We start from the raw sequence: 23,784 nt of genomic DNA on the forward strand, positions 1-23,784 counted from the left end.
TTGATGATTCCATCCGGTTATTTCTTCAAGTCCATGGATTCGTTTCATCTTAACTTTGTTCATTTTATGAATTTTTATTGAAAAGGTGAAAAACAGTGACAGTTGAGTAGATACTCCAACCTGTTTCTGTAAAAATCAATTGCTGGCATTAGCCATTTCGACGATTTCGGCCTGTCATTTCGATTTCTTTTGTCAAATAGCGGATTCGTTCCATGATCCGTTTGGCTTTCAACGGTTCCTCATCGCCTCGTTGTGTCACCGTCAAATGTTGTTCTAATTCGTTCATCGTGAAGTTTGAAGAAAAGAATGTTGGCAATTGTTCTTGCATCCGATACTGTAGGATGACACCAAATACTTCGTCACGGATCCAACTACTCATCGCATCCGCTCCAATATCATCGATCATCAAGATCGGCGATTTCTTCACCGCATCTAACTTCTCAGCCACTTGATCTTTGCCGATGGCTTGCTTCATTTCAACAGCAAATGTTGGGAAATGAACCAACGTTGTGGTGAATCCTTTGATTGCCAGTTCTTTCGCTGTTGCACCTAAAAGATAGGTTTTCCCGATACCAAAACTTCCGACCAAGTACAACCCTTTGTGGAAGTTTTTAGGATCAGCTGAATATTGTTCAACGAAGTCTAATGCTTCTAAGCTTGCATAGCCACGTCCATCTGTTCGTTCGAAATTTTCAAAGGAAGCAGATTGGATGTCTTTGGGCATATCCATTGCTTTCACACGACTCTTGATCTCTTCTTGTTTTTGACGAGCTAAGAGTGCTTCTGTCGGCACATAGGTGACATCGACATAGTGGAAATTCAATGTCAATTTTGGTTCATATCCGGGAGCGATCATCGTTGGATCGTTCGTTTGATATTTTCTTTTTTCTTGGACATACTCATAGAGTTTGGCATAGCTTTTTTCGATATCCGCTTGCGTCAATCGGTCTTGATGGGCTGATAGAAAGGCTTGAACATCCGCATCATTCAAAACTTCAGCAATCATCTCGGAATACTTTTCTTGGTAGTTGCGTTTACTGATGATTTTCTTCAGTTCTTTTCCTACATCTTCCATTAGCTCTCACCTTCCTTTTTAGCCAGATACTCTTTGAAGCGACGATCGATCTCGGCTTTTTTCTCTGTACTGATTTGCGTTTCGTCTTTTGGTTGATTGACCCAATCAGGCAATTTTTCTCGCCTTACGTTTCGTCGATAATTTGACGTGTTGTTTTGTTTTGTCGCTTTTGGTTGCTTTGCTTTCGTACTCAATGTATGGAGATGCTCAATCGCATCTTCTGGCGTACTGATTTTTTTTTGCGCCCACTCATTGGCGATCGTATTCACGAAGCTCGCATTCAAGCTCGCATGGTTTTTTATGACTAACACATAGTTGATCAAAATGTTGATGACACTGCTAGACAGACCGGATTGGGTGACCAAATCTTGCAACAACCAATTTTCCTGTTTGGAAACATACCCGCCTTTTTCTTTTTTTATCGCTTCGAGATAACGCATCGGTGGGGTTTGTCGTGCGACTTGGATCAATTGTTGTGCAGCACTAGGCAACGCCTGATTGACAGGGACACCAGTTTCAGCAGGCTGATCGGTATCCAGAGTGTTGCTCGATTGTCGCAACGCATTCTGCTGTTGCTGCCGTAGCAAGACGATCCGTTGAAGTTCTTTTAAAGATACTTCTTCTGTCGTAAAATCAAACGACTGTAGAATCAACTCTCCTAATGTCAGTTCATCAAAGCCATAGAGTTGTTGGTATGTTTTCACTTGTTGAAGGACTGGTTCTGTCAACTGATTGATGTGTTGTTTCTTCAACCAATCGGTCAGAAACGTCCAGTCAAACGAGTCTGAATCTGCTATCAATGATTTGGGTTCAACAGGTGTGAATTTTTGCTGGATCGATTCCACTTGTTCTTGGTTTGCTGCATAGACTGTTTCATTGAACCGATAGACTTCCAAAAACTTCTTAGTAATTTTTTGATAGCCTTCATGCGAAAGATTTTTTGGCTTAAATAACTCTGTCAATTGGTTGAATCGACGTTCACCAACTTTTTCTAGAAGTAAAAAAGAAAGTAACGTATCATTGAAAAACGCAGGAACGTCCATCGGTTCTAACAACTCATAAAGAAAACAATTGCCCAAATTTTCATCTTTTTTGAAATAGACTTCTAAAAGACCGATTCCTTCTAGTTTTTTTCGCGCCTCATAAAATTGTGGTAATCCACAACTTAGACTACTCAATAAATCGGCGTGTAATCCTTCAGGACCTACGCCAGTTTCTAACGAGATCTCCGAGTACAACGTCAAGTAAAGACTCAACGCTTCTCCCCCGATCAATGGTTGGTAAAGGGATAACAAGGCTGACTTTCCTTCTTCTTTTAAAGGACTGCTCTTTCTTCCTTGGTAAATATTTTTCGGTTGTAATTCTTTCCACGCATTTTCCAAGGAATGCTCCCTCCTTTATTAATTACGCATCATTTTCACTATTACCCGAATCTTTGGCTTTATCAACAATGTCTTGTAATTCTTTCAAAAAGACAGACATATCTTTGAATTGACGATAAACACTCGCAAAACGAATATAGGCGATTTCATCTAAGTTCACTAAATCTTCCATGACGTATTCGCCGATCAGATTAGTTGAAACCTCATTTTCGCCAAGACTTCTTACACGATTTTCAACATGATTGACGATCTGTTCCATTTGTTCCATCGCTACTGGACGTTTTTCGGCAGAACGGATCAATCCACGTAAAATCTTGTCACGATTGAATTCTTCCCGTTCACCATTTTTCTTGATAACTAATAAAGGTGCCGCTTCAATTCGTTCAAAGGTCGTAAAACGGAAGGAACATTTTTCGCACTCCCGGCGTCTTCTTATCGCTCGACCATCGTCAGCTTGACGACTATCGATCACTCTTGAGTTGTTATGTTGACATCTAGGACATCTCATCGTAATTTTCACCTCTCTTGGTGTAGTTTGATCGCTTATTTGAATGTACCAAATGAAGTTGTTCCATCAGTTAACTCTTCCACCTACTATGAATCATTGGTGTTAAAAAGGCTGATTTTCACACTAAGCTTAAAAATTATAAAATATGAAAAGGACTTTTTCAATTTATATCTTATTGCTCAGGTCAAAATAATTTTTACAACTTCACTGCTTAATTGTGTTAGATTTTTTCCCACTGATTTTTTATTGAACTAATTCAAGTGGATCGTAATAAACGTTTTCTTATTACTAACTTTAGTATAACATGAAACAATTAAGCAATGCGACTGTCCCAGTTAAAAAATCGCTTGAACTGAAAGATTTGTTGTGTTTTCATCTCAACGAACGAAAACAGACTGGCGTTAAGCACCAGCCTGTTTCTTTTGGATTTTCTGTTTTACTAAATGATTGGGTAATCTCTATAGTTTATCTTCGATTCCCGTATAATGTTTCATTCGTTCTTCTTCGATTTTTTGTTCTGTTGAACGATGATCGAATTGGGGGGCTTGTTTTTCTTCAGGACTTGTCTCTGGATCTTTGCGTTCTGTTGTTAAGTCTTGGCGTTTGGCTTCTTTTTCGACATGTTGGTCTTCTAACTCAGCAATTCTCGCCCGGTATTCATCTTCACGGATTTTACCTTCTTCTGCTTGGATCTGGCCCTTTTCCTGTAAGTCTTCTTTGTGGAGAATCTCACCAATCTTTTCTTTCGCAGAACCTACTACTTTGTCTTTTTGGTTTTTGAATGTACCCATCGTATCATCTCCCCCTCTTTCTTTATATAAATAGCATAGCAAAATGTTGCGATTTACTCAAAGAAAGCGATTAAGTAACAACCATTTTTTGATTTCAGCGGATAAATCTTCCTTGGTTTGACGATTATCGAACACGATATCCGCACGTCGTTTTTTTTCCTCGATCGACAATTGACTTTTCACCCGTTGTTCTGCGTCTTTTTTTGATAATTGATTGCGTACCATCAAACGTTCGATCTGCTGGGATTCTGGAATATAGACCACTGCGACGGCATCCATTTGTGTATCATACTGTCCCTCAAATAATAATGGAATATCGACGACGATCAGCGGATATTTTACTTTCTTCTCTATGATTTCTTCAGTGATTTTCCCACGGATAAATGGATCTAATACTTGATTCAATTGCTCACGAGCGGTGACAGAGCCGAAAATCAATTGTCCAAGTTTTGCCCGGTCTAAGCGACCATCCTGTTGGAGGATCTCCTTGCCGAACGCTTGAACCAACGCTTGAAGTCCTGGCGTATCCGGTTCAACGACCGCTCTTGCCACTTGATCGGCATCAATTACTGGAAAGCCATATTGTTGGAAAATAGCAGCGGCAGTACTCTTGCCTGTCGCAATTCCTCCTGTCAAACCTAAAACAAATCCTACTTGGGTATTCTTAATTTCTGACATGTTGGACAATAGTGCGTCCCCCTTTGCGCAACTTTCGTTTTCACGATTGGTGTTTGACAACGAACACATGCTTCTCCTGTCTGTCCATAGACATGTAAAGCCACTTGGAAACTCCCTGACTCACCTAACGCATTGAGATAACTTCGGATCGTTGTCCCCCCTGCTTCAACTGCTCGTGACAACACATCAATGATTGCTTGACGGAGTAATTTGATTTCTTTTGGGCGTAAAGAATCAGCTGGTTGCTCTGGATGGATCTTCGCTTCCCATAATGCTTCATCTACGTAGATATTTCCTAGTCCTGTGACCAACTTTTGATCAAGTAACAAAGGTTTGATAGCTTTGTGTGACTTTTGTAGTCCTAAGGTAAAGTCTTTCAACAAGAACAAATCTGGTAAAGGTTCTGGACCTAATTTCAAGATCCCTTTATAGGTATTGCTCGCCCCTTTTTCAACAATCGTCATCCGACCGAATTTTCGTACATCGTGGTATCGTAATTGGCTGCCATCTTCAAAAGAGAAAATCACATGTGTGTGCTTATCGATTGGTTCTTCTTTTTCAAAATATTGATATTTTCCCTCCATCCGTAAATGGGAAATCATTTCATAATGACTCAAGTGAAAAATCAAAAATTTCCCTCTACGACCGATCGATTCGATGGTTTCACCAATTAACGTTGCTTCAAAAATTGGTACCTCCGGTTGTTCAATGATTCTCGGCCACAGCACTTGAACGTTTTTGATTTTTTTGTTTTTCACTAATTTTTCTAATCCTTTTCGGACAGTTTCAACTTCTGGTAATTCGGGCATGCTTTTTCTCACCTACATTTTTCACTTATTTGATTTAAATTGAACTTATTTGGGACAGAAATAAAATCTTTTTTGTTCCTGAGCTTAAAACCGAATAAACGGTGTTCCAGAAGCTGACCTTCAACATTACGCAATAAAATTGTAAAATATAAAAAACTATTTTTTTATTTTCTATCTTACGGCTCAGGTCAAAATGCGTTTATCACAACCTTGATAAACGGTACTCCAGAAACAACTCCTTCAGGAATAAGCTAAGAAACCCAAAAATTTAAAAAACAATTTTCGGGTTTCTCGCCTTATTCTCGGAGCTGGATATTTCAGTCACAATCTACTCCCGCATCGAACGAACCCGATCCAAGTGCTTCCCTCAAAGTTTGTCTGTCAGTATAAAAGTAAAGAATTATTTTGCTTCATACCATGTTTTGCCCCAACTGCTATCTGTGATCAATGGAACATGTAAAGCAACCGCCTGTTCCATTACTTCGCTGACTAATTTATCTAACCTCTCTAATTCACTTTCTGGCACTTCAAAGACTAATTCATCGTGCACTTGAAGCAACATCGTCGCTTGCAAGTCCGATTCTTTCAAGCGTTTGTCTAATTCGATCATGGCGATTTTCAGGATATCCGCCGCACTTCCTTGGATTGGTGTATTGATCGCTGTTCGTTCAGCAAATGAACGAATGTTGTAGTTTCTTGAATTGATGTCGGGTAAATAACGACGACGATGGTATAACGTTTCAACAAAACCTTGATCTTTCGCTTCACGAACGATACGCTCCATGTATTCTTTGACACCTGGATATTTTTCAAAGTACGTATCGATATATTGTTGAGCCGCTTTACGAGTAATGCCTAAGTTTTGTGATAACCCATAATCAGAAATTCCATAAACGATTCCGAAATTGACTGCTTTCGCTTGACGACGCATATTTGGTGTCACGTCTTCGGCTTTTTCAATGCCGAACACACGCATTGCTGTACTTGAATGGATATCTTGTCCTTCTAAAAAGGCAGCTTTTAAATGCTCGTCATCTGAGATATGCGCCAATACACGTAATTCGATCTGAGAATAGTCAGAAGAATAGATCAACCAATCTTCATTTCTAGGAACGAATGCTTGACGGATCTTGCGACCTTCATCTAAACGGATCGGAATATTTTGTAAGTTGGGATCAACTGAACTCAAACGGCCTGTCTGCGTCAATGTTTGAACATAGCGAGTATGGACTTTCCCGTCCGATTGGATCACTTTCAGTAAACCTTCGACATAGGTCGATTGGATTTTAGCGATTTGTCGATAAATCAAAATATCATCAACGATCGGTGCTTGCTCACGCAATTGTTCTAAGACATCAACCGCAGTCGAATACCCTGTCTTGGTTTTTTTGATCACTGGAAGACCCATCTTTTCAAAAAGGATGACACCTAATTGTTTGGGTGAGTTTAGATTGAATTCTTCTCCAGCCTCTTCATAGATTTTTCGTTCGATCTCTCTCAATCGATCCGAAAATTCGATTTTCATTTCTTGAAGACGAGTCGCATCCACTTTGATCCCACTGATTTCCATTTCAGCCAAGATGATCGACAAAGGTAATTCCATTTTTCGGAAAAGATCTTCTTGATTTTTTTCTGCTAATTCTTGACTTAGTTTAGGTGTCAAGCCATTGATTGCTGAAACTTTACGTGCTAGGTGGGCAAAGAAAACTTCTTCATCTTCTGGTAGACCTTTCTTCGCGCCTTTTCCATAGATTGCTTCATCCGATTGAATATCGTGGTACCCATAATGTGACGCTATCCCTTCGATGTCCTCACTTTTCTCGTTCGTATCCAATAAATATGCACCTAGTAAGACATCAAAGTCGATCCCTTGTAATTTCGTTGCATAGCGGTTCAATGCCACATACGTACGCTTAGCATCATATACATTTTTCAGGCGAGTCTTGTCCCCGATCCATGAAAGAAAGGCTTCATTTTCAAAAATCGCTAAGTCATTTGTCACATAGATTTTCTCTGGTGTTCCCCAAGCCACACCAACGATGTCTTCTGTATGATAGTTGTCGCCCATCATCTCGACATATAAAGCCATATTTGTCTGGAACATGCTTTCATCATATTCATGGACCACTTCAAACAAAATATCTTTCATTTCTACTTGTTCTTCGACCACATCTAATTTAGCAAGGAATTGTTTGAAATCCATTTCCTTGAAGAAAGGCACCAGTTTATCTAAGTCTTTCCCTTGATAGGCAAGGGAGTCAATATCAACTTCTACCGGCGCATCGGTATCGATCGTTGCTAATTTTTTAGACAAGAAAGCTTGCTCTTTGTCATTGATCAGATTTTCTTTCATCTTACTTTGTTTCATTTCGTCGATATGTTCATAGATCCCTTCCACAGAGCCATATTGATTCAATAATTTGATCGCTGTTTTTTCACCGATCTTTGTTACGCCAGGGATATTATCTGAAGCATCCCCTGCTAATCCCTTCATATCGATGATTTGTTTCGGTGTAAGTCCATCATATTTTTCCGCCACATGTTCTGGCGTATAACTTTCAATATCACTTACACCTTTCACAGTGATATCGACTTTGATTTCTTTTGATGCCAATTGTGTTAAATCTCGGTCACCGGACAAGACAACTACATCGAATGTTTCTTTATCCACTTTTTCTGCTAAAGTACCAATGATATCGTCTGCCTCATAGTTCGGCAACTCGTAATACTTCACCCCTAGACCGGTTAGAAGCTCACGGATATAAGGCATTTGTTCTTTGAATTCTCCCGGTGTCTTTGAACGGCCACCTTTGTATTCTGCGTACATTTCTGTTCGGAATGTTGTTTTCCCCGCATCAAAAGCAACCAAAACATGGGTTGGTTGTTCTTTTTGCATGACATTTTCAAACATATTATGAAACGCATAGATTGCGTTTGTATGCAACCCATTACGATTTTTAAAACGTTCCAACGAATTGTGCAACGCAAAGAATGCACGAAAGGCCACACTATTTCCGTCAACGAGCAATAATTTATTTTTAGTCATCCGCTTAACTCCTTACTATAAAGTTCATTCTCATTCTAACAAAGAATGCCAAAGAATGCGAAAAGAAAAAACGGACAGGCAAAAGGTTGTTAGAAAAGCGGTACGTACTAAGGTAGAAGACATCAGTGTTACTTTTTGAATACCGTTTATCCTAGATGGCAAACAAAGTAATTTAGGATAAAAATAAAATAATAGTGCTTACTGGTATCGATGACCAAAAAAAGAACCCACTAGAATTTGACGATCAAATTCTGTGGATTCTTTCTTTTCATATGAGAGATATTTTTATCTTGCTCTTCGTTTATTGCTTAGTTATTACGTCCAAAGATTCGTAAGAATGCCAAGAACAAGTTGATGAAATCTAGATATAGTTGAAGTGCCAAGAATACGGCAATCCCACTATTTGCTTGTCCATTTGATTGGACATATACATTTGCGATCTTTTGGTTATCATAAGCAGTGATACCTGCAAAAATCACGACAAGTAGTAATGAGATGAACAATTCAACTGCACTACTTCTTAAAATAAAAACATTCAAGACCATCGCAATGATCACACCGATCAATGCTGCCATACCGGCACGACCCACACCTGTTAGATCTTTTTTAGTGAACATCCCGATTGCTGACATCCCAATGAACATCCCAGTTGCTGAAATAAAAGCAGTCGTGATCGTTCCGATATCATAGAAAGCTAATGTAACAGCTAAAACTATACCGTTCAACAAGGAATATGCGATAAATCCACCGATTGCTAAGCTTGGATTTTTTTGTGCTTTTGCTCCTAAAACTAAAACCAAAATGATTTGGACGATCCATAATCCCATAAAACCTAATGGAAAATTATTGATGAAACTTGCTACTTGATAAGGAAAGACTTGGATCGCTAAATAGGAAGTGATCGCACTCAGTGCTAGACCGATTCCTAAAAATCCGTAGACTTTCGCATAAAAGCGGTTGATACTATTTGATATGATTTGATTGTTCATCTTATTCACCTTCACTTTCAAGAGTTAATTCTTGTTCTAATTCTGGTGGTTGTACCATGACTACCGCATCTAATACACGATTGTCTTGTGTATTCGTGGCCTCCACTGAAATAGTCACAACATTTTTCATCTTATCCACTCGAATGACTTCAAACTGAAAAGTCAATGTTTCATAATGAAAAACCGGCTCGACAAAATTAGCTGAAAAATTCACCACATGAGAACCTGGACCAGGCAAGTGTTTGGACACTGCACTTGTTATGATTCCCATTAGCATCACAGTTGGAACAATGGGTTGATGATATTCCGTTTTCTGTGCAAAATCATGTTGGATATATAAAGGGTTGGCATCGTTTGTTAATCCTAAATACAATAATAACTGATTATCTTCAATTGATTCTGTTAAAGATAACGAGTCACCTTCCTCGATTTCATTGATTGTTTTTCCTAATTTACGCGGTTTACTTATGTTCAAGTTTAAACCCTCCAGTTTATTTATTCATTCGTACCAATTGTACCAAATCATACAAAAAACGCAAGTTACAGAACATGCTTTGGTCTTTCACTTATGTAAGCAATCACTTCGATGATCGTACATTATTTATTGTAGACTATAGCATAGTTGAATAAAAACCGTTCGTATTTTGTCTGGATACTTTAGGATTTCTTAATTCGATCGAATACGTACGGTCACTATAAGCAGGCGAAACATTACTGAAAACGAACTACCCATCACCCACAAATAAACGTCAAAAGGGGCTGCCACCTGACAATCCCTTTTGACGCTAACTTCTTTTATTCACTTAACTGATCAAAGAACGTTTTTCGTTGTACTACTCAATAATTTTTCATAGGCTTGTTCAAATTTTTGAACATCACCAGCACCCATGAAAATAATCACTGCTTCATGGTAGTCTAATAACGGTGAAACGTTATCTTCTTTGATTACTTGACCACCTTTTTTGATTTTTGCCCCTAGGTCTTCGATTTTAACGTCCCCTTGTTCTTCACGGGCAGAACCAAAAATATCACATAGATACACTCGGTCAGCTAAATCTAAGGCTTCGGCAAATTCATCCATCAAGGCAATCGTACGAGTAAATGTATGTGGTTGGAAGACTGCAATGATTTCTTTGTCTGGATATTTCTGACGAGCGCCATCAATAGTTGCTTTGATTTCAGCTGGATGGTGAGCATAGTCATCAACGACTGTCATATCAGCCACGATTTTCTCGCTAAAACGACGTTTCACTCCAGGGAATGTCAACATTTCGTCAGCAACTTCTTTCACGTCTAACTTCTCGAAGTAGGCAACTGCGATAACACCAAGTGCATTCAAAATATTGTGTTTGCCAAATGCTGGAACTGTAAAGTGTCCAACAAATTCTTCGCCATGGAACACATCAAAAGCTGAACCAGTTGTCGTACGTTCAATATTACGTGCTTGGATATCGTCATCTTCATTCATACCGTAATAATAGATCGGAACATCCGCTTCTAACTTTCTTAGATAGTCGTCATCTCCGTAAGCAAAGATCGCTTTTTTGACTTGTTTTGCCATCGTTTGGAAAGCTGAGAAAACATCATCGATACTTGTATAATAATCAGGATGATCAAAATCGATATTCGTCATGATCACATAATCAGGAGAGTAAGCTAAAAAGTGGCGACGATATTCACATGCTTCAAAAGCAAAGAATTCTGCCTCTGGATCACCATGACCAGTGCCGTCACCAATCAAGTAACTTGTCGGACGAATCCCTGTCAATACATGTGATAATAGACCTGTCGTACTTGTTTTCCCATGGGAACCAGTGACAGCGATACTCGTATAATTTTGGATAAAATCTGCAATAAAATCATGGTAACGGATCACTTCTAATCCAAGCTCTTTTGCACGTTGGATCTCTTCGTGTGAATCTGGAAAAGCATTACCGGCGATCACGATCATTCCTGGTTTGACGTTTTCTGCATCAAACGGCAAGATCGGGATATTGGCTTTTTCTAAATCTCTTTGGGTAAAGAAATATTTTTCGATATCTGATCCTTGAACGTTTAATCCTTTTTCATGTAATACAAGTGCCAAAGAGCTCATGCCTGAGCCTTTAATACCAACAAAGTGGTACAAATTTTCTTGATTTTTCATTTGAATCCTCTTCTCTTAACTATCATCCATTATTTTATTCATACATTCAACACGAAACCCATTATCTTATAAACGATAAAAAATTTCAACCAAATTTATTCGGATGATCTTTAGTTCCTTGAATATTAGGGCTCTTATTACCTTTTTAGCGAAACTTTTTCATTCATCGCTAAGAGACGTAAATAAGCAGACCACACTTCATCTGGGATGTCGACATGACCGATAAATCCCGTTCCATTAGGTCCGTAACCTTGGGCATCATCTTTCAAACGAACCATTTCTCCAAACACTAAGGCTTGGAAATAATCAGAAGGCCACAAGTCATTTAGTCTTTGATCAGAGAAGTTGAATCCCTTGGTACTTTCTGTCACTTGTGGAAGTATCGGTACATAATTATAAAAAAGTACAGACTCATTATTCCATTCCTTCTCAAAAGTCGCCTTTGTCCGCCGTTGCAAGGTCGGATCATTCATTAAAAGAACACGTCCAGGTAATGGGCCCTGTGCTTTTAATAACTTGTAAGAAAATGAAGCATTCTCGCCACAATTGGTTGACTCTGTTTCTAACAATAGCGCCTGTTTTGGTAACTCATATTTTTCAAGCAAATAGCGGGCACAAATCTCACTTTCACTTAAACCTTGTTCAAATAAGAATCCTTGTTTTTCAAAATTTTTATAGAGATACTTCGTCGCATGTCCGATCCCACCAACTAAAACGATTTGCTCAACCTGCTGATTCAAGTACGCCTTTGCTGCTTCATCTACTAGGACGGGCAGACAATTCCCCGCTAAAATCAGTGTAGGTGCTTTTAGTTCCGAACACTCCTGTGGGCCAGGGTCGGCTAAAAAATCCAATAAGCAATTCCAGTCTGCATTTCTTGATCGTTCACCTGTCATTCTATTTCTCTCCTCATACAATTATTCAACATCCAAGTACGTGGTTTCTTTCCATACCAATCGTCCTCTACAACGCCCACACAAATAGCGATCTGTATTGATTTTCCTTTTACGATAAATCCATTCAGCACACTTTTGGCATTGATATCCTTCGATTTTTTGCCTTCTATTTGAAGGAATGGCAGGTGCATAACGTAACCCACCCGTCTTTAACAATAAATGTTTGAAATCTGAGTCACGATGACGATAGCCTTTTCCAGTCAAGTGAAGATGATAATGACACAGCTCATGTTTGATGATCCCGATGATCGTAGCTTGATCGGCTACTGCAAACATCGTCGGATTAAAATCCAAATGGTGGTCATTCAAATGATACCTACCACCTGTTGTTTTCAAACGCTTATTGAACATTGCTTGGTGCATGAACGGACGCTGGAAGCTTGTCAAAGAAATCTCTTCGACTAACTGTTGTAATTCTTCTTGTGTCACGCTTGATCCTCGTAAGGCGAAAGCATCGTCAGACTGATGCGCCCTTTGTTCGTATCCACTTGTTCGATCCAAACAGTGACGACATCCCCAACGGAAACAACGTCAGTTGGATGTTTGACGAATTTATTGCTTAATTTAGAGATATGGACTAAACCATCTTGTTTCACCCCAATATCGACGAATGCCCCAAAATCGATCACGTTTCGGACTGTTCCTTTTAATTCCATGCCAGGTTTCAAGTCTTCCATACTCAATACATCTGAACGCAAAAGTGGCGCAGGCATTTCATCTCGCATGTCTCGTCCTGGTTGGGTCAACCCTTCAAGAATATCTTTCAATGTTTCTTCACCTACTGGCACTTGTTGCACCAAACGTTGCGGAGAAAGTTGACTTAATTTTTCGATTGCTTCTTTTGTTCCTAAGTCTTTTTCAGATAATTGGTTAGCCTGTAAGATCTCTTTTGCTACTGCATAACTCTCTGGATGGATCGCAGTATTATCAAGTACATGTTTCCCACCAGGCACACGCAGGAAACCGATCGCTTGTTCATACGCTTTTGGCCCTAAACGTGGGACCTTCTTCAATTGCGTTCGAGAAGCAAATGCACCATTTTCTTCTCGATACGTCACGATGTTTTGAGCAGTCGTCTTATTTAGACCAGAAATATGTTGCAACAACTGAGGACTCGCTGTATTGACATCGACTCCTACTTGGTTCACTGCCGTTTCAACAACAAAATCCAACTGTTCTGCTAATCTTTTTTGTGAAACATCATGTTGATATTGTCCAACGCCAACAGCCTTCGGATCGATTTTCACTAGTTCAGCCAACGGGTCTTGTAGTCTTCGTGCAATCGACACTGCACTCCGTTCTTCGACTTGTAACTCAGGAAATTCTTTACGGGCAATATCACTTGCAGAATAGACAGAAGCTCCGGCTTCATTGACGATGGCATAAAACGCTTGATGTTTGGCTAACTTCAACTGTTCTGCCACAAATAACTCCGATTCACGGCTCGCCGTTCCATTACCGATCGCAACCATATCCACATGGTACTGATCAATCAATTTCACAAATGCAGGGCCTGCTTCGGCTCTTTTTGCTTGATTTGCCGGTTTATGCGGGTAAATCACTTCGATCGCTAAAACCTTACCTGTCGCATCCACCACTGCTAATTTACAACCGGTACGATAAGCTGGGTCAAAGCCTAAGACAACTTTCCCTTTTAAAGGTGGTTGTAATAACAAGTTACGCAGATTCTCACCAAATATAGCGATGGCTTGTTCATCCGCTTTTTCGGTCAATTCATTACGGACCTCCCGCTCAATCGCAGGTTGGATGAATCGTTTGTAACTATCGTGAATCGCCAAACGTACATAACTAGCAGAAGGCGAAGCTGTATCAGGAATCAGTTGTCTTTCCAAGTAAGTTAAAAGTGCAGCTTCATCAACCGTTAAATTGACTTTCAATACTTCTTCTTTTTCTCCACGATTGGTCGCTAAGATGCGATGAGAAACGATTTTATGAATCGGTTCAGAAAAATCATAATACATTTCGTATACGCCTTTTTCATCATTCTCTTTGTTCTTGACCGTACTTTCATACAGGCCCTTGTTGTACGTATAGGAACGGACCCATGTTCTGAATTTTGCATTGTCACTTACCTGCTCCGCAATGATTTCATGGGCACCTAGCAAGGCTTCTTCAGGAGACGGAACTTCTTCAGTGACGTATTTAGCTGCTTCAGTCAAAACATCCTCAGATGTAAAGGTCAATAACCAAGTGGCTAAAGGTTCTAACCCTTTTTCTTTCGCAATCGTTGCTTTCGTTCTTCGTTTTTGTTTGTACGGACGATATAAATCCTCTACTTGTTGCATTTTTACAGATTGTGTAATACTTTGTTGTAATTCTGGAGTTAATTTTCCTTGTTCATCAATCAAACGCAAGACTTCGGTTTTACGCTTTTCTAAATTTTCTAAATAAGCATAGCGCTCTTCAATTTCACGGATTTGTACTTCGTCCAAGCTTCCGGTCATTTCTTTACGGTAACGAGCAATAAAAGGCACCGTATTTCCTTCTGCTAATAGATTTAAAACAGTCGTCAACTGTTTTGCTTGATAATCTGCCAATTCTTTCTTTACAAGATCTAGAATCGTTGGATTTACTTTGTCTGTCATTAAATAGCCTCTTTTCTAAGTCGAAATCGATTCTTGCTACGGTTTACTCATTAAAAAGCAAGAATCAAAAAATCATACTGATTTATTTTAGCATAGATTCTGGTATTTCTAAATGTAACTAAACAGTGTCTAGAACAAAAATAAAATTCATTTTTGTTTTTAATTTTAAAACGAATTATCGGTGTTCCAAAATCTGACCTTCAGGACTAAGCGAAAAAGCCCAAAAATTTGAAAAACAAATTTCGGGTTTCTCGGCTTATAAATCACAACTGGACACTTTTATCAAAAACTTTTTTTGATCAATCACGTGGTTGCCATGGTCCTTGATTGTTTTGATACTCGATATCTTGGATGATTCCAATTGGATCAAAAACGACACCATGCATTGATCCGCCAAAGACAGCCCCACCGTCGATCCCGATTTTCTGATCTTGTATCCATAAATCAGTTGTCTGCATATCTCCATGGAGTAGTGGCGTGATCGTATGACCAAATACGATCGTCTTACCCGTCCGATTCTTATGCTCATGAAAAGGCTCTCTGATCCATAAAAAATCTCTAGGGCTAGTATCACGCCAATCTTTTTTAGTTAGATCAACACCCGCATGGACAAAAAGATAGTTTTCCCATTCATAATATAAAGGCAAATTACATAAAAAATCGACCAATTCACGATATCTTGAACGAATCATCATGGCAATCTCAGTTGGTGAATATTCTTCTGCTGCACCTGGATGCAAAAGACTTTCCATTGTTTCTCTTCCACCGTTTCGTAAATAAGACGGATACCAGTCTTCTGGTTCTTGGAGAAACTGTAAGAAGTACTCTTCATGATTGCCTCGCAAGTAGATCGCACCAGTTTCTTTCACTAACTTCATTCCTAGTAATAAGCAATCTTTTGTTTTTGGTCCACGATCATTCAAATCACCAATCAAGACTAATTGATGAAGATGTAGATCATAATGTGTTAATAGCTTTTGAAAAAGATCATAACTTCCATGGACATCCCCGATTGCATAGACAAATGGTTTATTCATGATACCACCACCTTTTCATTTGATTATATCGTAATTCCACTATCATAGGTAGCAACAATTTCCGAATAGTTAAAGGAAAAATCTCCTGATTTCAGATTAAAATGAGAGCCACGAAAATTTGAAGAACAACTTTCATGACTCTCATTTTATTTTATAAACACTAGCTACGTCTGCTTTTATTGTTAGAAAAATTATACAAATGCTGCTAAATGTGCATCGATTTCTTCTGTTGTTAGATTTCTTTCTTTGACATAGCGATTATGCGGATGTTTGGCACATGCTACTGAACATGATCCTAAATGTTTTTCTTCGTTTTCCACTGATGCTAACATTTGACGATTACACTCTGGATTTGCACAGTTGATATAACGTTCGCAAGGAGTACCATCAAACCAGTCTTTCCCTACGATCTGCTTATCTACATGATTGATGTCGACAGCGATACGCTCATCAAAAACATACATTTTGCCATCCCATAGTTCCCCTTGGACTTCTGGATCTTTGCCATATGTCGCAATACCACCATGCAATTGACCGACGTCTTTAAATCCTTCTCTCACTAACCACCCTGAGAATTTCTCACAGCGGATGCCACCTGTACAGTAAGTAACGACCCGTTTTTCCATAAACTCTTCTTTATGGTCACGAATCCATTGTGGTAGTTCTCTAAAGCTACGGATATCAGGGCGAACCGCTCCTCTAAAATGCCCAAGATCATATTCATAGTCATTTCGTGCATCGATCACAACCGTATCTTCATCAAGAATCGCTTCTTTAAACTCTTTAGGCGATAAATAAGCGCCCGTCATTTCTTTTGGATCAATGTCATCTTCTAGTTTTAGTGAAACTAGTTCAGGACGCGCACGAACAAACATTTTTTTGAATGCATGACCCTCGCTAGGATCAATTTTGAAAAATGTGTCAGCAAAACGTTCATCTGCCAACATCGCTTCCATGTATGCCTCAGTTTCTGCGATCGTTCCAGAAACCGTGCCGTTGATTCCTTCTTCTGCGACAAGGATACGACCTTTCAAATTCAAAGATTTACAAAAAGCAAGATGCTCCTTCGCAAAAAGTTCAGGATCAGTGATCGTTGTATATTTATAATATAATAGTACTTGGTAATCCATTTAGTTACTTCCTTCCTACAATTCATTCCATAATAGTATAAAGAAGTCTAACTGAAATGACGATTTTTCTGCTTGTGCATTTTTGCGCAAGTATAGTTTACATAATATAAATATTGTAATTTTATGTATTCATAGACACAAAAAAACCGACTAAAATTTCAGTCGGAGTTCTTGCTTCATTCTTACTAAGTAAGTTATTTTCCTGTCACAGCAAAGTAATTCCCATCAGGATCTGCAAAGTTGAATACATATTCTTCACCTAAATGGACTAAATCACCTAATGTCACTTCTAATTGTTGCATCTTTTTGTATAAACCAAAAATGTCCGCACTATAAAACATCAAAGAAGGTGCCCCACTAGCTGTGCCTGGTGAATGCTGTTCGATAAATTCACGATCATATAAAACAAACGCAGTACCCGCATCTTTTGATTGGGCAATCTCAATAATCAATGTACCATCCATTTCTTGACGATCCAACACAACAAAACCGATCTGCTGCCAGAAATCTGCATTTTTTTCAACATCATCTACGTATAACATGATTTTCATTTCATTTGTAAACATCTATTCATTCCTCCACTTTTTTCGTCCTAGCTAGTTTAGCATAGCTGGTACTGAAAATCTATGTTGGAGAGGTACGGATGAGAAAAGTGATTTATGTCCTTCATTTTATAAGTAAACTTATCTTTTACTAGTCAAGTCTATGCTATATGATAGTAATCAGTCAAAAATGTTTTAATATAGCATTATTCGAAAGCTGCATGAATAATAGTCTTCACTTGGATAAGATCTTTTCGAGTATATTTGTAACTTAACTTTTTTTGTTTACTAAAGGACTCACTTGCAGAAATTTTATTGATATAGTACACATCCCCTTTTTCGTTTGCAACTTCTGATAAAACTGTTCTGCCGATTGAAACATCATTAATATATTGAAATTTTTCACCACTATCATCTTGTCCACCAAAAAGAAAAATTTTACAATCATATACTTCATTTATTTGCATAAAATCAAAATTTTTAAAACTAGTAACAGCAGAATCATCAAAACATAAATCAATTGTAGCTGTATCTAAATTTTCCAACTCTAAATTCCGTGTAGCTACTGATGCTTCTATGGAAAGTAGTTTATACATGCGCATGCTCCTAGTTTAAATAGTTACGTGGATTGCTCTTGTTGGTAAATCGGTTGATTCGTTACTTCTCGATTCTCTAACTTTCGTCAGAAACCAAAACATTTATTTCAACTTGATTTTTCTTGCCAAAAGAATCGATTTTCTTCCATGTTCAATTTTTCCACCTGAATCTCTTTACAAACGATATTCATTGTCATCATCGATAGATCAAGAGAACATTCTACAAAGTTCTCATTCCCTTCATATTTTTTCAAGGAAATATCTTGTCCTTCATATCCAAGTTGCCCCCCTCGCATTTCTTTTACATTATCGATTGTTCGCCAATTTGAATCGGTCTCATAACTGACTTTATAACAAGATAAAAAACAGATTTTCCAACAACTTTCTTCATTATTTTCTATAAAAATGTATACCTCATCACCATAATACTGAGTTTGAATATCCAATATTGACATATCCCAGTATTCAGTATTATCAATTTTATTTTGTAATAATTCAATATTCATCATTTACCTCCAAAATTAATTATCAGACCAAGGAATATGCGCATCAGAACTTTTTTTGTCTACAATATTTCCTTTCATATCCAATGAATTTTTATTTTCATCAAAAATATGCATATGTTTATATTTGGTAATTTTATCTGGTGGGTCAATCCGAATTTTAAAATTACCTTGTACGTCTTTGATATGAACTCGACCATTGTGTTCAAATATTTGCCAACCTTTCGGTATACTATTCTTTAATTCATTTAATGACATCTGACTAATCTCTTTAGGACTTAGGTTATCCAGCCTAGCATCTACTACCTCTCCAATTTTACCATTTTCCACCTGCTTCACACCAGTAGTCGTCAATACTTTGTAAGACGCATAAGTAAAGCCTAAGACCATCAAGGCTTGACCCAGTTCAGATTCATTGATCCATGTGTAGCCGTCTTTGACGTATTGTGAGGTAGAGACGAGACTGCCTAAGAGTGGGTCTAGTTTTTCACCAGTTTCGTAATTGACGCCTTGACGCCATGCTGCATTGACTTTCTCTTGGTAGGTATCGTACGTCATGAATTGGATCAGTTCAGGTTCTAAGTAGTGACCTACTTTCGTGACATATTGATACAGCTCGGGGTTCACGATGCCATAGCCTGATTGCTTGTCTTCGATTTTCCAAAAGACACGTGGGTTTCCCTCGCTATCGTGAATAATGAGGGCATAGACGTTGTACTTTTCTAGTTCTTTGTTTTTAGTTGGATCGATGCCTTTTTTCTCGTTTTCTGCTTGTTGCCATTTGTCTTGGATCGTAGTTGTCCAGGACAAATCTTTCGGCATAGAGAATGTCTTCGTTTGACTATTCCAAGCAGTTTTCGTTTGAGCAAGGCCTTGATTGACTGCTTGTTCGAGACTTTTGATTTCTGTAAAAAATTGCGCGGAGCTTTGGTTGTAAGCTAAGAGTTTTTGGAGTTTTTCTTCCAGCTTGTGTTTCAAGTCATGATACATCGTGAGTAACAACGTATTCTGATTGAGTTGAAAGCTTTGATGTTCTTCTGGCATATAAGGTGAAAGAAGCAGTTGCCGTATCCCTTCAGCTTGGGTGATATATTGATTCATTTGACGAATTTGCGCTTCTAATTCGGATTGTTTCAAGCTGATAGAATCAACTTGATTTATGTATTCCTGTGGAAATCGTTTCGCTGCTTTTTCGACCGCTTCGGAGAGTAAAATTCCTCCTTGGACGAGTGGGTAAAGTATTTGAGAAAAATAGGCTTTCGCAGCGTCGTAGGTTTTCCCTTGGAGATTGGGCGTTTGTAAAGTGAATTGAGTGATGGCTTGTTGGAGATTTTGGTAATCAGTGACTTGTTTTTGGCAGAAGTGACTGGCGCTCGTGGCTTGGGCTAAGGAATCCGAAAGATACATATCGATACTCATGTGTTTTGATCCTCCAACAAAATTTTTCTTTTCTCAAAGCTAATCTCATCAAGCTTTTGCGTGATTTTTTGTTGTTGGATCATTTCGTAATGTTGGCATTCATCAAAGCCATTCATCAATCGCCTACTTTGATGTGAAAACTCCGAGGTGAATGTTTCGATGGACGTAAAGGTATTCGATTTCTGGTAAGACAATTGTAATCGAAATAAGAAGTTTCCGATTTCTTTAAAGTGATTCTGGTAATCTGAACGGCAGGCATCAAGTTGTTTCATTTTCTTTTCCTGTTCTTCTCTTTTTGCTTGCAGCAACGTTTCCTCGGTATCAAGATTTATCCATTGATTCATTAGCGTCTCTCCTTAAAAAGATCTCGACTTAACTGAGTGTCTAGTGTAGAAAATCCTTGAGCAGCAGTTTGCAATTGATTAGCAGCGCCTGAGATGGCTGAGGCGATTTGGCTGGCAGAGTTTTTGACGGATGTAAGACTACTTTGAATGTCTTGATTGCCAATAAGAGTAGTACGTGTATCATCTTCAATCGGTGATGTTTGTTTTAACGATGTGGTGGCACTGGTAATTTTTGAAGTGGACTGTTGGGCTTGTTGAGAATTACTGCTGAATGTGACCATAGATCTCCTCCTCGATTTATATAGACGGTATAGAACGCTTACATATTCATTATAACAATACATAACCTTCCGTTGGATGAGAATTGTATTAGATAAGTCTTGTCACCTTATTGTTTTATACATTTTTATATCGAAAATTCCACACTTTCACTTTTCGGAATATATTTACAGAGTAAAAAAAGCGAGAGCATTTCGCTCTCACTTTTCTTTTTTTATCAAGCATTCACGTCAACGACTTTTGCTTCATCTTTGATCACATCTCGATCAAGATCATTGATACGTGCACTTGTAACAATACCTGCTACCATACTACCACTTACGTTGACAGCTGTACGAGCCATGTCGATCAATGGTTCGACGGAGATAACTAAACCAACGATTGCTACTGGTAAGTTCATTGAACCTAATACGATCAATGAGGCAAAGGTTGCCCCACCACCGACACCAGCTACTCCGAATGAGCTGATTGTTACGATGGCTACTAGTAGCAAGATGAATTGAATGCTAAAGACATCCATTCCAGCTGCTGGTGCAACGATTGTCGCTAGCATGGCTGGGTAAACACCCGCACAGCCATTTTGACCGATCGATAAACCAAAGCTGGCAGCAAAGTTTGCTGTGGCTTCATCCACACCGAGTGCTTTTGTTTGTGTTTCGATATTCAATGGCAAAGCACCCGCACTTGAACGTGAAGTAAATGCAAAACTTAGTACTGGAAATGTTTTTTTCAAGTAGTCGATCGGGCTGACTTTCACACCGATCAAAATCAAGAAATGAACGATCATCACTGCAAACAATGCAAGATAAGACGCTAACACAAATTTACCTAAGTTCAAAATGGCATCAAAATCACTTGTTGCCATCACGTTCGTCATCAATGCGAACACGCCATAAGGTGTCAAACGCAAGACTAACGTCACGATACGCATCACGATACGATACAAGCTATCGATCATATCAGCAAAGAATGATGCTTCTTTTGGTGCTTTTCGTTTGATTCCTAAGTAAGCAACCCCAACAAATGCCGCAAAGATCACGACAGCAATCGTACTTGTTGCACGAGTTCCGGCAAGGTCTGCAAAAATATTTTTAGGAATAAATGACAAGATTTGTTGTGGGATACTTAGTCCTTCCACTGTTTCTTGTCGTGTCGCTAACTCAGAAATACGAGCAGTTTCGGCTGCTCCTTGCGTAAATTCAGCACCTTGAAGACCAAATGCGATCGTCACACCGATCCCAATCAATGCGGAAATAGCCGTTGTTGCTAATAAAGTGGTCAGCACCGTTGCACTGATTTTACCTAATTTTTCTGATACTTTCATTTTTGTAAAAGCCGCAACGATTGAAACAAAGACTAAAGGCATGATCAACATTTGTAAGAAACTAACGTAGCCGTTCCCAACGATACTGATCCAATCCATGGATTGCGTAATAACCTCGTTTTCTACTCCAAAAATCAGTTGCAACGCGCCCCCGAATACGATACCGGCAGCTAGCGCAGTGTAAACCCGCGTTGAAAATTTTGCATGGCGCTTTTGCATACGATAAAACACATATAATAATGCCGCAAAAACTAGAACCACTAAAACTGTGATGAGTGTTGTCATTTTCATCCTCCTCTTAATTTGTAATGACAAGTCCATCTAAGGAAGTAAAGGTTCCCGAGAAGAACTCTTCAGCTCTTCTCCTGAAAATATTTTTTTCAGTGACTTATTCATTCTAGACTATTTTCCGAAATTTTTCCTTACTTTTGCTTACAATTAGTAATAGAAAAAAACACCAGTGATAGCTAATAACTATCACTAGTGTTTTTTTCTTAATTTTCTTCTTTGGCTTTTTCTTCTTTTTCTGATTGGAAGTTCAATTTCACACCTGGTGCATCCAAGGCGATCTCTGTTACTTCATAGGCCAGACGTTTGACCATCTCAAAAAGTGGTGCCACTAATTCATCGACCTCTTCTTGCGTCACATCGTTTTGATCTTGGACTTTACGATTCAAGATGTGGTTGATTTGACTAACGCTTCCAGATAACACATATGTATCAAATACTAAACGAAATTCTAAACGGGCACCAACGATGCTATGTTCTTTCGGATAGTTTTCAATTGTCTCTTTTAGTGGTGAAAAACCTACTTTTAAGTCGGTTTGTACCTCTTGATCAGGCTTTAAAAAATCATAATGAAAAGCTTCTACTACTTCTTTTTGTCTTCTAATTTCCATTTTATCACTCCTCTGTTTAAATTATAGCATAACTAAAGTTGAAAGGGGATACTTATTCTGCATTCTTTTCGATTGCTAAAATATCCGCTAGATTCGCCACAATATGATCGGCAGGAATCTCACCTAAGAAATGATCAATATCATATAGGCAAGTGTGGATCTTTGCATTGATCCCTGCTTCAATATCTAATCTTCGATCCCCTACCATCATAGTTTTTTCTGGGTCTAAGTGATACTGATCGATCAAGTGATTGATGGCATCAGGTGCTGGTTTTCTGGCAAAGCCTTGGTCGATACCAATCACTTCTTCGATCAAATCTGCTAGCTCAAAGACTTTTAAAAGTTTCCAAGTAGAAGCCGTTACACGATGTGTTAAAATATAATGTTTTGCTCCATTCTGTTTTAAACGGCGTAAAACCATTTCAGTCTCTTTGAACGGTACTGAGAATTCCTGATATTGTTCTTCATATTGATGAAACAAATGATTGAAGGAGACTTCTTCTAATTGATAGCTTTCTCGTAGTTTTCTCACCGATTCTTGCTTCATCACACGATAGATTTCCTTTTTTGGGCGTTCGATACCAAAATCTTGTAATGCTTGAGATACTCCTTCAACCATCGCCGGATACGTATCGAACAATGTCCCATCAAAATCCCAAATGTAATTTTTAATCATTCTTTTACTCCTTTTTACTCATTTCACTAGACATTTGACTAGTATTTTT

Annotated in this window: 24 protein-coding genes; all 24 read right to left on the minus strand. The window is 38.6% G+C overall.

All coding sequences use genetic code 11. The features are described 5' to 3' along the window. Positions 1 to 148: 148 nt before the first annotated feature. On the minus strand, positions 149 to 1,075 hold the full coding sequence (dnaI, locus tag EM4838_RS07350; protein ID WP_071867673.1) for a primosomal protein DnaI: 927 nt from the start codon (positions 1,073 to 1,075) through the stop codon (positions 149 to 151). Further along, positions 1,075 to 2,457, minus strand: a complete 1,383-nt coding sequence (locus tag EM4838_RS07355; RefSeq protein WP_071867672.1) for a replication initiation and membrane attachment family protein — start codon at positions 2,455 to 2,457, stop codon at positions 1,075 to 1,077. Before EM4838_RS07355 ends, dnaI begins: the two co-directional genes overlap by 1 nt. A gap of 22 nt (positions 2,458 to 2,479) precedes the next feature. Next, positions 2,480 to 2,965: a transcriptional regulator NrdR gene (gene nrdR / locus EM4838_RS07360; RefSeq protein WP_071867671.1), complete on the minus strand. Its 486-nt coding sequence runs from the start codon at positions 2,963 to 2,965 to the stop codon at positions 2,480 to 2,482. 458 nt (positions 2,966 to 3,423) lie between these two features. Further along, on the minus strand, positions 3,424 to 3,756 hold the full coding sequence (locus EM4838_RS07365; protein ID WP_071867670.1) for a CsbD family protein: 333 nt from the start codon (positions 3,754 to 3,756) through the stop codon (positions 3,424 to 3,426). Positions 3,757 to 3,813: 57 nt separating this feature from the next. Further along, entirely contained in the window at positions 3,814 to 4,434 is a 621-nt protein-coding gene (coaE, locus tag EM4838_RS07370) for a dephospho-CoA kinase (protein WP_071867669.1), read from the minus strand. Further along, on the minus strand, positions 4,407 to 5,243 hold the full coding sequence (gene mutM, locus EM4838_RS07375; protein WP_071867668.1) for a DNA-formamidopyrimidine glycosylase: 837 nt from the start codon (positions 5,241 to 5,243) through the stop codon (positions 4,407 to 4,409). Before mutM ends, coaE begins: the two co-directional genes overlap by 28 nt. A 400-nt stretch (positions 5,244 to 5,643) precedes the next feature. Further along, entirely contained in the window at positions 5,644 to 8,289 is a 2,646-nt protein-coding gene (polA, locus tag EM4838_RS07380) for a DNA polymerase I (RefSeq protein WP_071867667.1), read from the minus strand. A gap of 308 nt (positions 8,290 to 8,597) precedes the next feature. Beyond that, positions 8,598 to 9,278 (minus strand): Bax inhibitor-1/YccA family protein, encoded by a 681-nt coding sequence (locus EM4838_RS07385; protein ID WP_034688779.1) that lies wholly within the window; start codon positions 9,276 to 9,278, stop codon positions 8,598 to 8,600. A 1-nt stretch (position 9,279) separates the two neighbouring features. After that, positions 9,280 to 9,753, minus strand: coding sequence for a MaoC/PaaZ C-terminal domain-containing protein (locus EM4838_RS07390; RefSeq protein WP_019722649.1), 474 nt, complete (start codon positions 9,751 to 9,753; stop codon positions 9,280 to 9,282). A gap of 336 nt (positions 9,754 to 10,089) precedes the next feature. Beyond that, positions 10,090 to 11,424: a UDP-N-acetylmuramate--L-alanine ligase gene (murC, locus tag EM4838_RS07395; RefSeq protein ID WP_034688780.1), complete on the minus strand. Its 1,335-nt coding sequence runs from the start codon at positions 11,422 to 11,424 to the stop codon at positions 10,090 to 10,092. A 137-nt stretch (positions 11,425 to 11,561) separates the two neighbouring features. After that, positions 11,562 to 12,320 (minus strand): YdcF family protein, encoded by a 759-nt coding sequence (locus EM4838_RS07400; protein ID WP_071867666.1) that lies wholly within the window; start codon positions 12,318 to 12,320, stop codon positions 11,562 to 11,564. 21 nt (positions 12,321 to 12,341) lie between these two features. Then, positions 12,342 to 12,809, minus strand: coding sequence for a SprT family protein (locus tag EM4838_RS07405; RefSeq protein ID WP_071867665.1), 468 nt, complete (start codon positions 12,807 to 12,809; stop codon positions 12,342 to 12,344). After that, on the minus strand, positions 12,806 to 14,986 hold the full coding sequence (locus EM4838_RS07410) for a Tex family protein (protein ID WP_071867664.1): 2,181 nt from the start codon (positions 14,984 to 14,986) through the stop codon (positions 12,806 to 12,808). The genes EM4838_RS07405 and EM4838_RS07410 overlap by 4 nt, the downstream gene beginning before the upstream one ends. A 299-nt stretch (positions 14,987 to 15,285) precedes the next feature. Further along, entirely contained in the window at positions 15,286 to 16,023 is a 738-nt protein-coding gene (locus tag EM4838_RS07415) for a metallophosphoesterase family protein (RefSeq protein ID WP_071867663.1), read from the minus strand. Positions 16,024 to 16,214: 191 nt separating this feature from the next. Further along, positions 16,215 to 17,153: an oxygen-dependent tRNA uridine(34) hydroxylase TrhO gene (trhO, locus tag EM4838_RS07420; RefSeq protein WP_071867662.1), complete on the minus strand. Its 939-nt coding sequence runs from the start codon at positions 17,151 to 17,153 to the stop codon at positions 16,215 to 16,217. A 194-nt stretch (positions 17,154 to 17,347) separates the two neighbouring features. Then, positions 17,348 to 17,719 (minus strand): VOC family protein, encoded by a 372-nt coding sequence (locus tag EM4838_RS07425; RefSeq protein ID WP_019724568.1) that lies wholly within the window; start codon positions 17,717 to 17,719, stop codon positions 17,348 to 17,350. Positions 17,720 to 17,901: 182 nt separating this feature from the next. Beyond that, a complete protein-coding gene (locus tag EM4838_RS07430) occupies positions 17,902 to 18,291 on the minus strand; it encodes a hypothetical protein (RefSeq protein ID WP_071867661.1) in 390 nt (129 codons plus the stop codon). A 107-nt stretch (positions 18,292 to 18,398) separates the two neighbouring features. Then, positions 18,399 to 18,797 carry a hypothetical protein gene (locus EM4838_RS07435; protein ID WP_233433774.1) on the minus strand — a complete coding sequence of 133 codons (399 nt, stop codon included), beginning with the start codon at positions 18,795 to 18,797 and terminating at the stop codon, positions 18,399 to 18,401. 15 nt (positions 18,798 to 18,812) lie between these two features. Further along, a complete protein-coding gene (locus EM4838_RS07440; protein WP_169925658.1) occupies positions 18,813 to 20,213 on the minus strand; it encodes an LXG domain-containing protein in 1,401 nt (466 codons plus the stop codon). Beyond that, positions 20,210 to 20,557: a DUF3958 family protein gene (locus EM4838_RS07445; RefSeq protein WP_071868111.1), complete on the minus strand. Its 348-nt coding sequence runs from the start codon at positions 20,555 to 20,557 to the stop codon at positions 20,210 to 20,212. Before EM4838_RS07445 ends, EM4838_RS07440 begins: the two co-directional genes overlap by 4 nt. Beyond that, a complete protein-coding gene (locus EM4838_RS07450) occupies positions 20,557 to 20,838 on the minus strand; it encodes a TIGR04197 family type VII secretion effector (RefSeq protein ID WP_100917256.1) in 282 nt (93 codons plus the stop codon). Before EM4838_RS07450 ends, EM4838_RS07445 begins: the two co-directional genes overlap by 1 nt. Before the next feature lie 215 nt (positions 20,839 to 21,053). Continuing rightward, positions 21,054 to 22,445 carry an L-cystine transporter gene (locus EM4838_RS07455; protein WP_019724480.1) on the minus strand — a complete coding sequence of 464 codons (1,392 nt, stop codon included), beginning with the start codon at positions 22,443 to 22,445 and terminating at the stop codon, positions 21,054 to 21,056. Positions 22,446 to 22,654: 209 nt separating this feature from the next. Next, positions 22,655 to 23,059 carry a DUF1149 family protein gene (locus tag EM4838_RS07460; RefSeq protein ID WP_019724590.1) on the minus strand — a complete coding sequence of 135 codons (405 nt, stop codon included), beginning with the start codon at positions 23,057 to 23,059 and terminating at the stop codon, positions 22,655 to 22,657. A gap of 52 nt (positions 23,060 to 23,111) precedes the next feature. After that, entirely contained in the window at positions 23,112 to 23,732 is a 621-nt protein-coding gene (locus tag EM4838_RS07465) for an HAD-IA family hydrolase (RefSeq protein ID WP_179948061.1), read from the minus strand. Positions 23,733 to 23,784: the final 52 nt, after the last annotated feature.

It is taken from the genome of Enterococcus mundtii (assembly GCF_002813755.1).
Lineage (GTDB): Bacteria > Bacillota > Bacilli > Lactobacillales > Enterococcaceae > Enterococcus_B > Enterococcus_B mundtii.

Bases quoted from the DNA above. Each gene is read 5' to 3' on its own strand.
- EM4838_RS07415 (WP_071867663.1), bottom strand. From the start codon at position 16,023: ATGAATAAACCATTTGTCTATGCAATCGGGGATGTCCATGGAAGTTAT.
- EM4838_RS07400 (WP_071867666.1), bottom strand. From the start codon at position 12,320: ATGACAGGTGAACGATCAAGAAATGCAGACTGGAATTGCTTATTGGAT.
- EM4838_RS07435 (WP_233433774.1), bottom strand. From the start codon at position 18,797: ATGAATATTGAATTATTACAAAATAAAATTGATAATACTGAATACTGG.
- polA (WP_071867667.1), bottom strand. From the start codon at position 8,289: ATGACTAAAAATAAATTATTGCTCGTTGACGGAAATAGTGTGGCCTTT.
- EM4838_RS07430 (WP_071867661.1), bottom strand. From the start codon at position 18,291: ATGTATAAACTACTTTCCATAGAAGCATCAGTAGCTACACGGAATTTA.
- nrdR (WP_071867671.1), bottom strand. From the start codon at position 2,965: ATGAGATGTCCTAGATGTCAACATAACAACTCAAGAGTGATCGATAGT.
- EM4838_RS07445 (WP_071868111.1), bottom strand. From the start codon at position 20,557: ATGAATCAATGGATAAATCTTGATACCGAGGAAACGTTGCTGCAAGCA.
- coaE (WP_071867669.1), bottom strand. From the start codon at position 4,434: ATGTCAGAAATTAAGAATACCCAAGTAGGATTTGTTTTAGGTTTGACA.
- EM4838_RS07440 (WP_169925658.1), bottom strand. From the start codon at position 20,213: ATGAGTATCGATATGTATCTTTCGGATTCCTTAGCCCAAGCCACGAGC.
- EM4838_RS07365 (WP_071867670.1), bottom strand. From the start codon at position 3,756: ATGGGTACATTCAAAAACCAAAAAGACAAAGTAGTAGGTTCTGCGAAA.
- EM4838_RS07460 (WP_019724590.1), bottom strand. From the start codon at position 23,059: ATGGAAATTAGAAGACAAAAAGAAGTAGTAGAAGCTTTTCATTATGAT.
- EM4838_RS07455 (WP_019724480.1), bottom strand. From the start codon at position 22,445: ATGACAACACTCATCACAGTTTTAGTGGTTCTAGTTTTTGCGGCATTA.
- murC (WP_034688780.1), bottom strand. From the start codon at position 11,424: ATGAAAAATCAAGAAAATTTGTACCACTTTGTTGGTATTAAAGGCTCA.
- EM4838_RS07425 (WP_019724568.1), bottom strand. From the start codon at position 17,719: ATGTTTACAAATGAAATGAAAATCATGTTATACGTAGATGATGTTGAA.
- trhO (WP_071867662.1), bottom strand. From the start codon at position 17,153: ATGGATTACCAAGTACTATTATATTATAAATATACAACGATCACTGAT.
- EM4838_RS07410 (WP_071867664.1), bottom strand. From the start codon at position 14,986: ATGACAGACAAAGTAAATCCAACGATTCTAGATCTTGTAAAGAAAGAA.
- dnaI (WP_071867673.1), bottom strand. From the start codon at position 1,075: ATGGAAGATGTAGGAAAAGAACTGAAGAAAATCATCAGTAAACGCAAC.
- EM4838_RS07450 (WP_100917256.1), bottom strand. From the start codon at position 20,838: ATGGTCACATTCAGCAGTAATTCTCAACAAGCCCAACAGTCCACTTCA.
- EM4838_RS07385 (WP_034688779.1), bottom strand. From the start codon at position 9,278: ATGAACAATCAAATCATATCAAATAGTATCAACCGCTTTTATGCGAAA.
- mutM (WP_071867668.1), bottom strand. From the start codon at position 5,243: ATGCCCGAATTACCAGAAGTTGAAACTGTCCGAAAAGGATTAGAAAAA.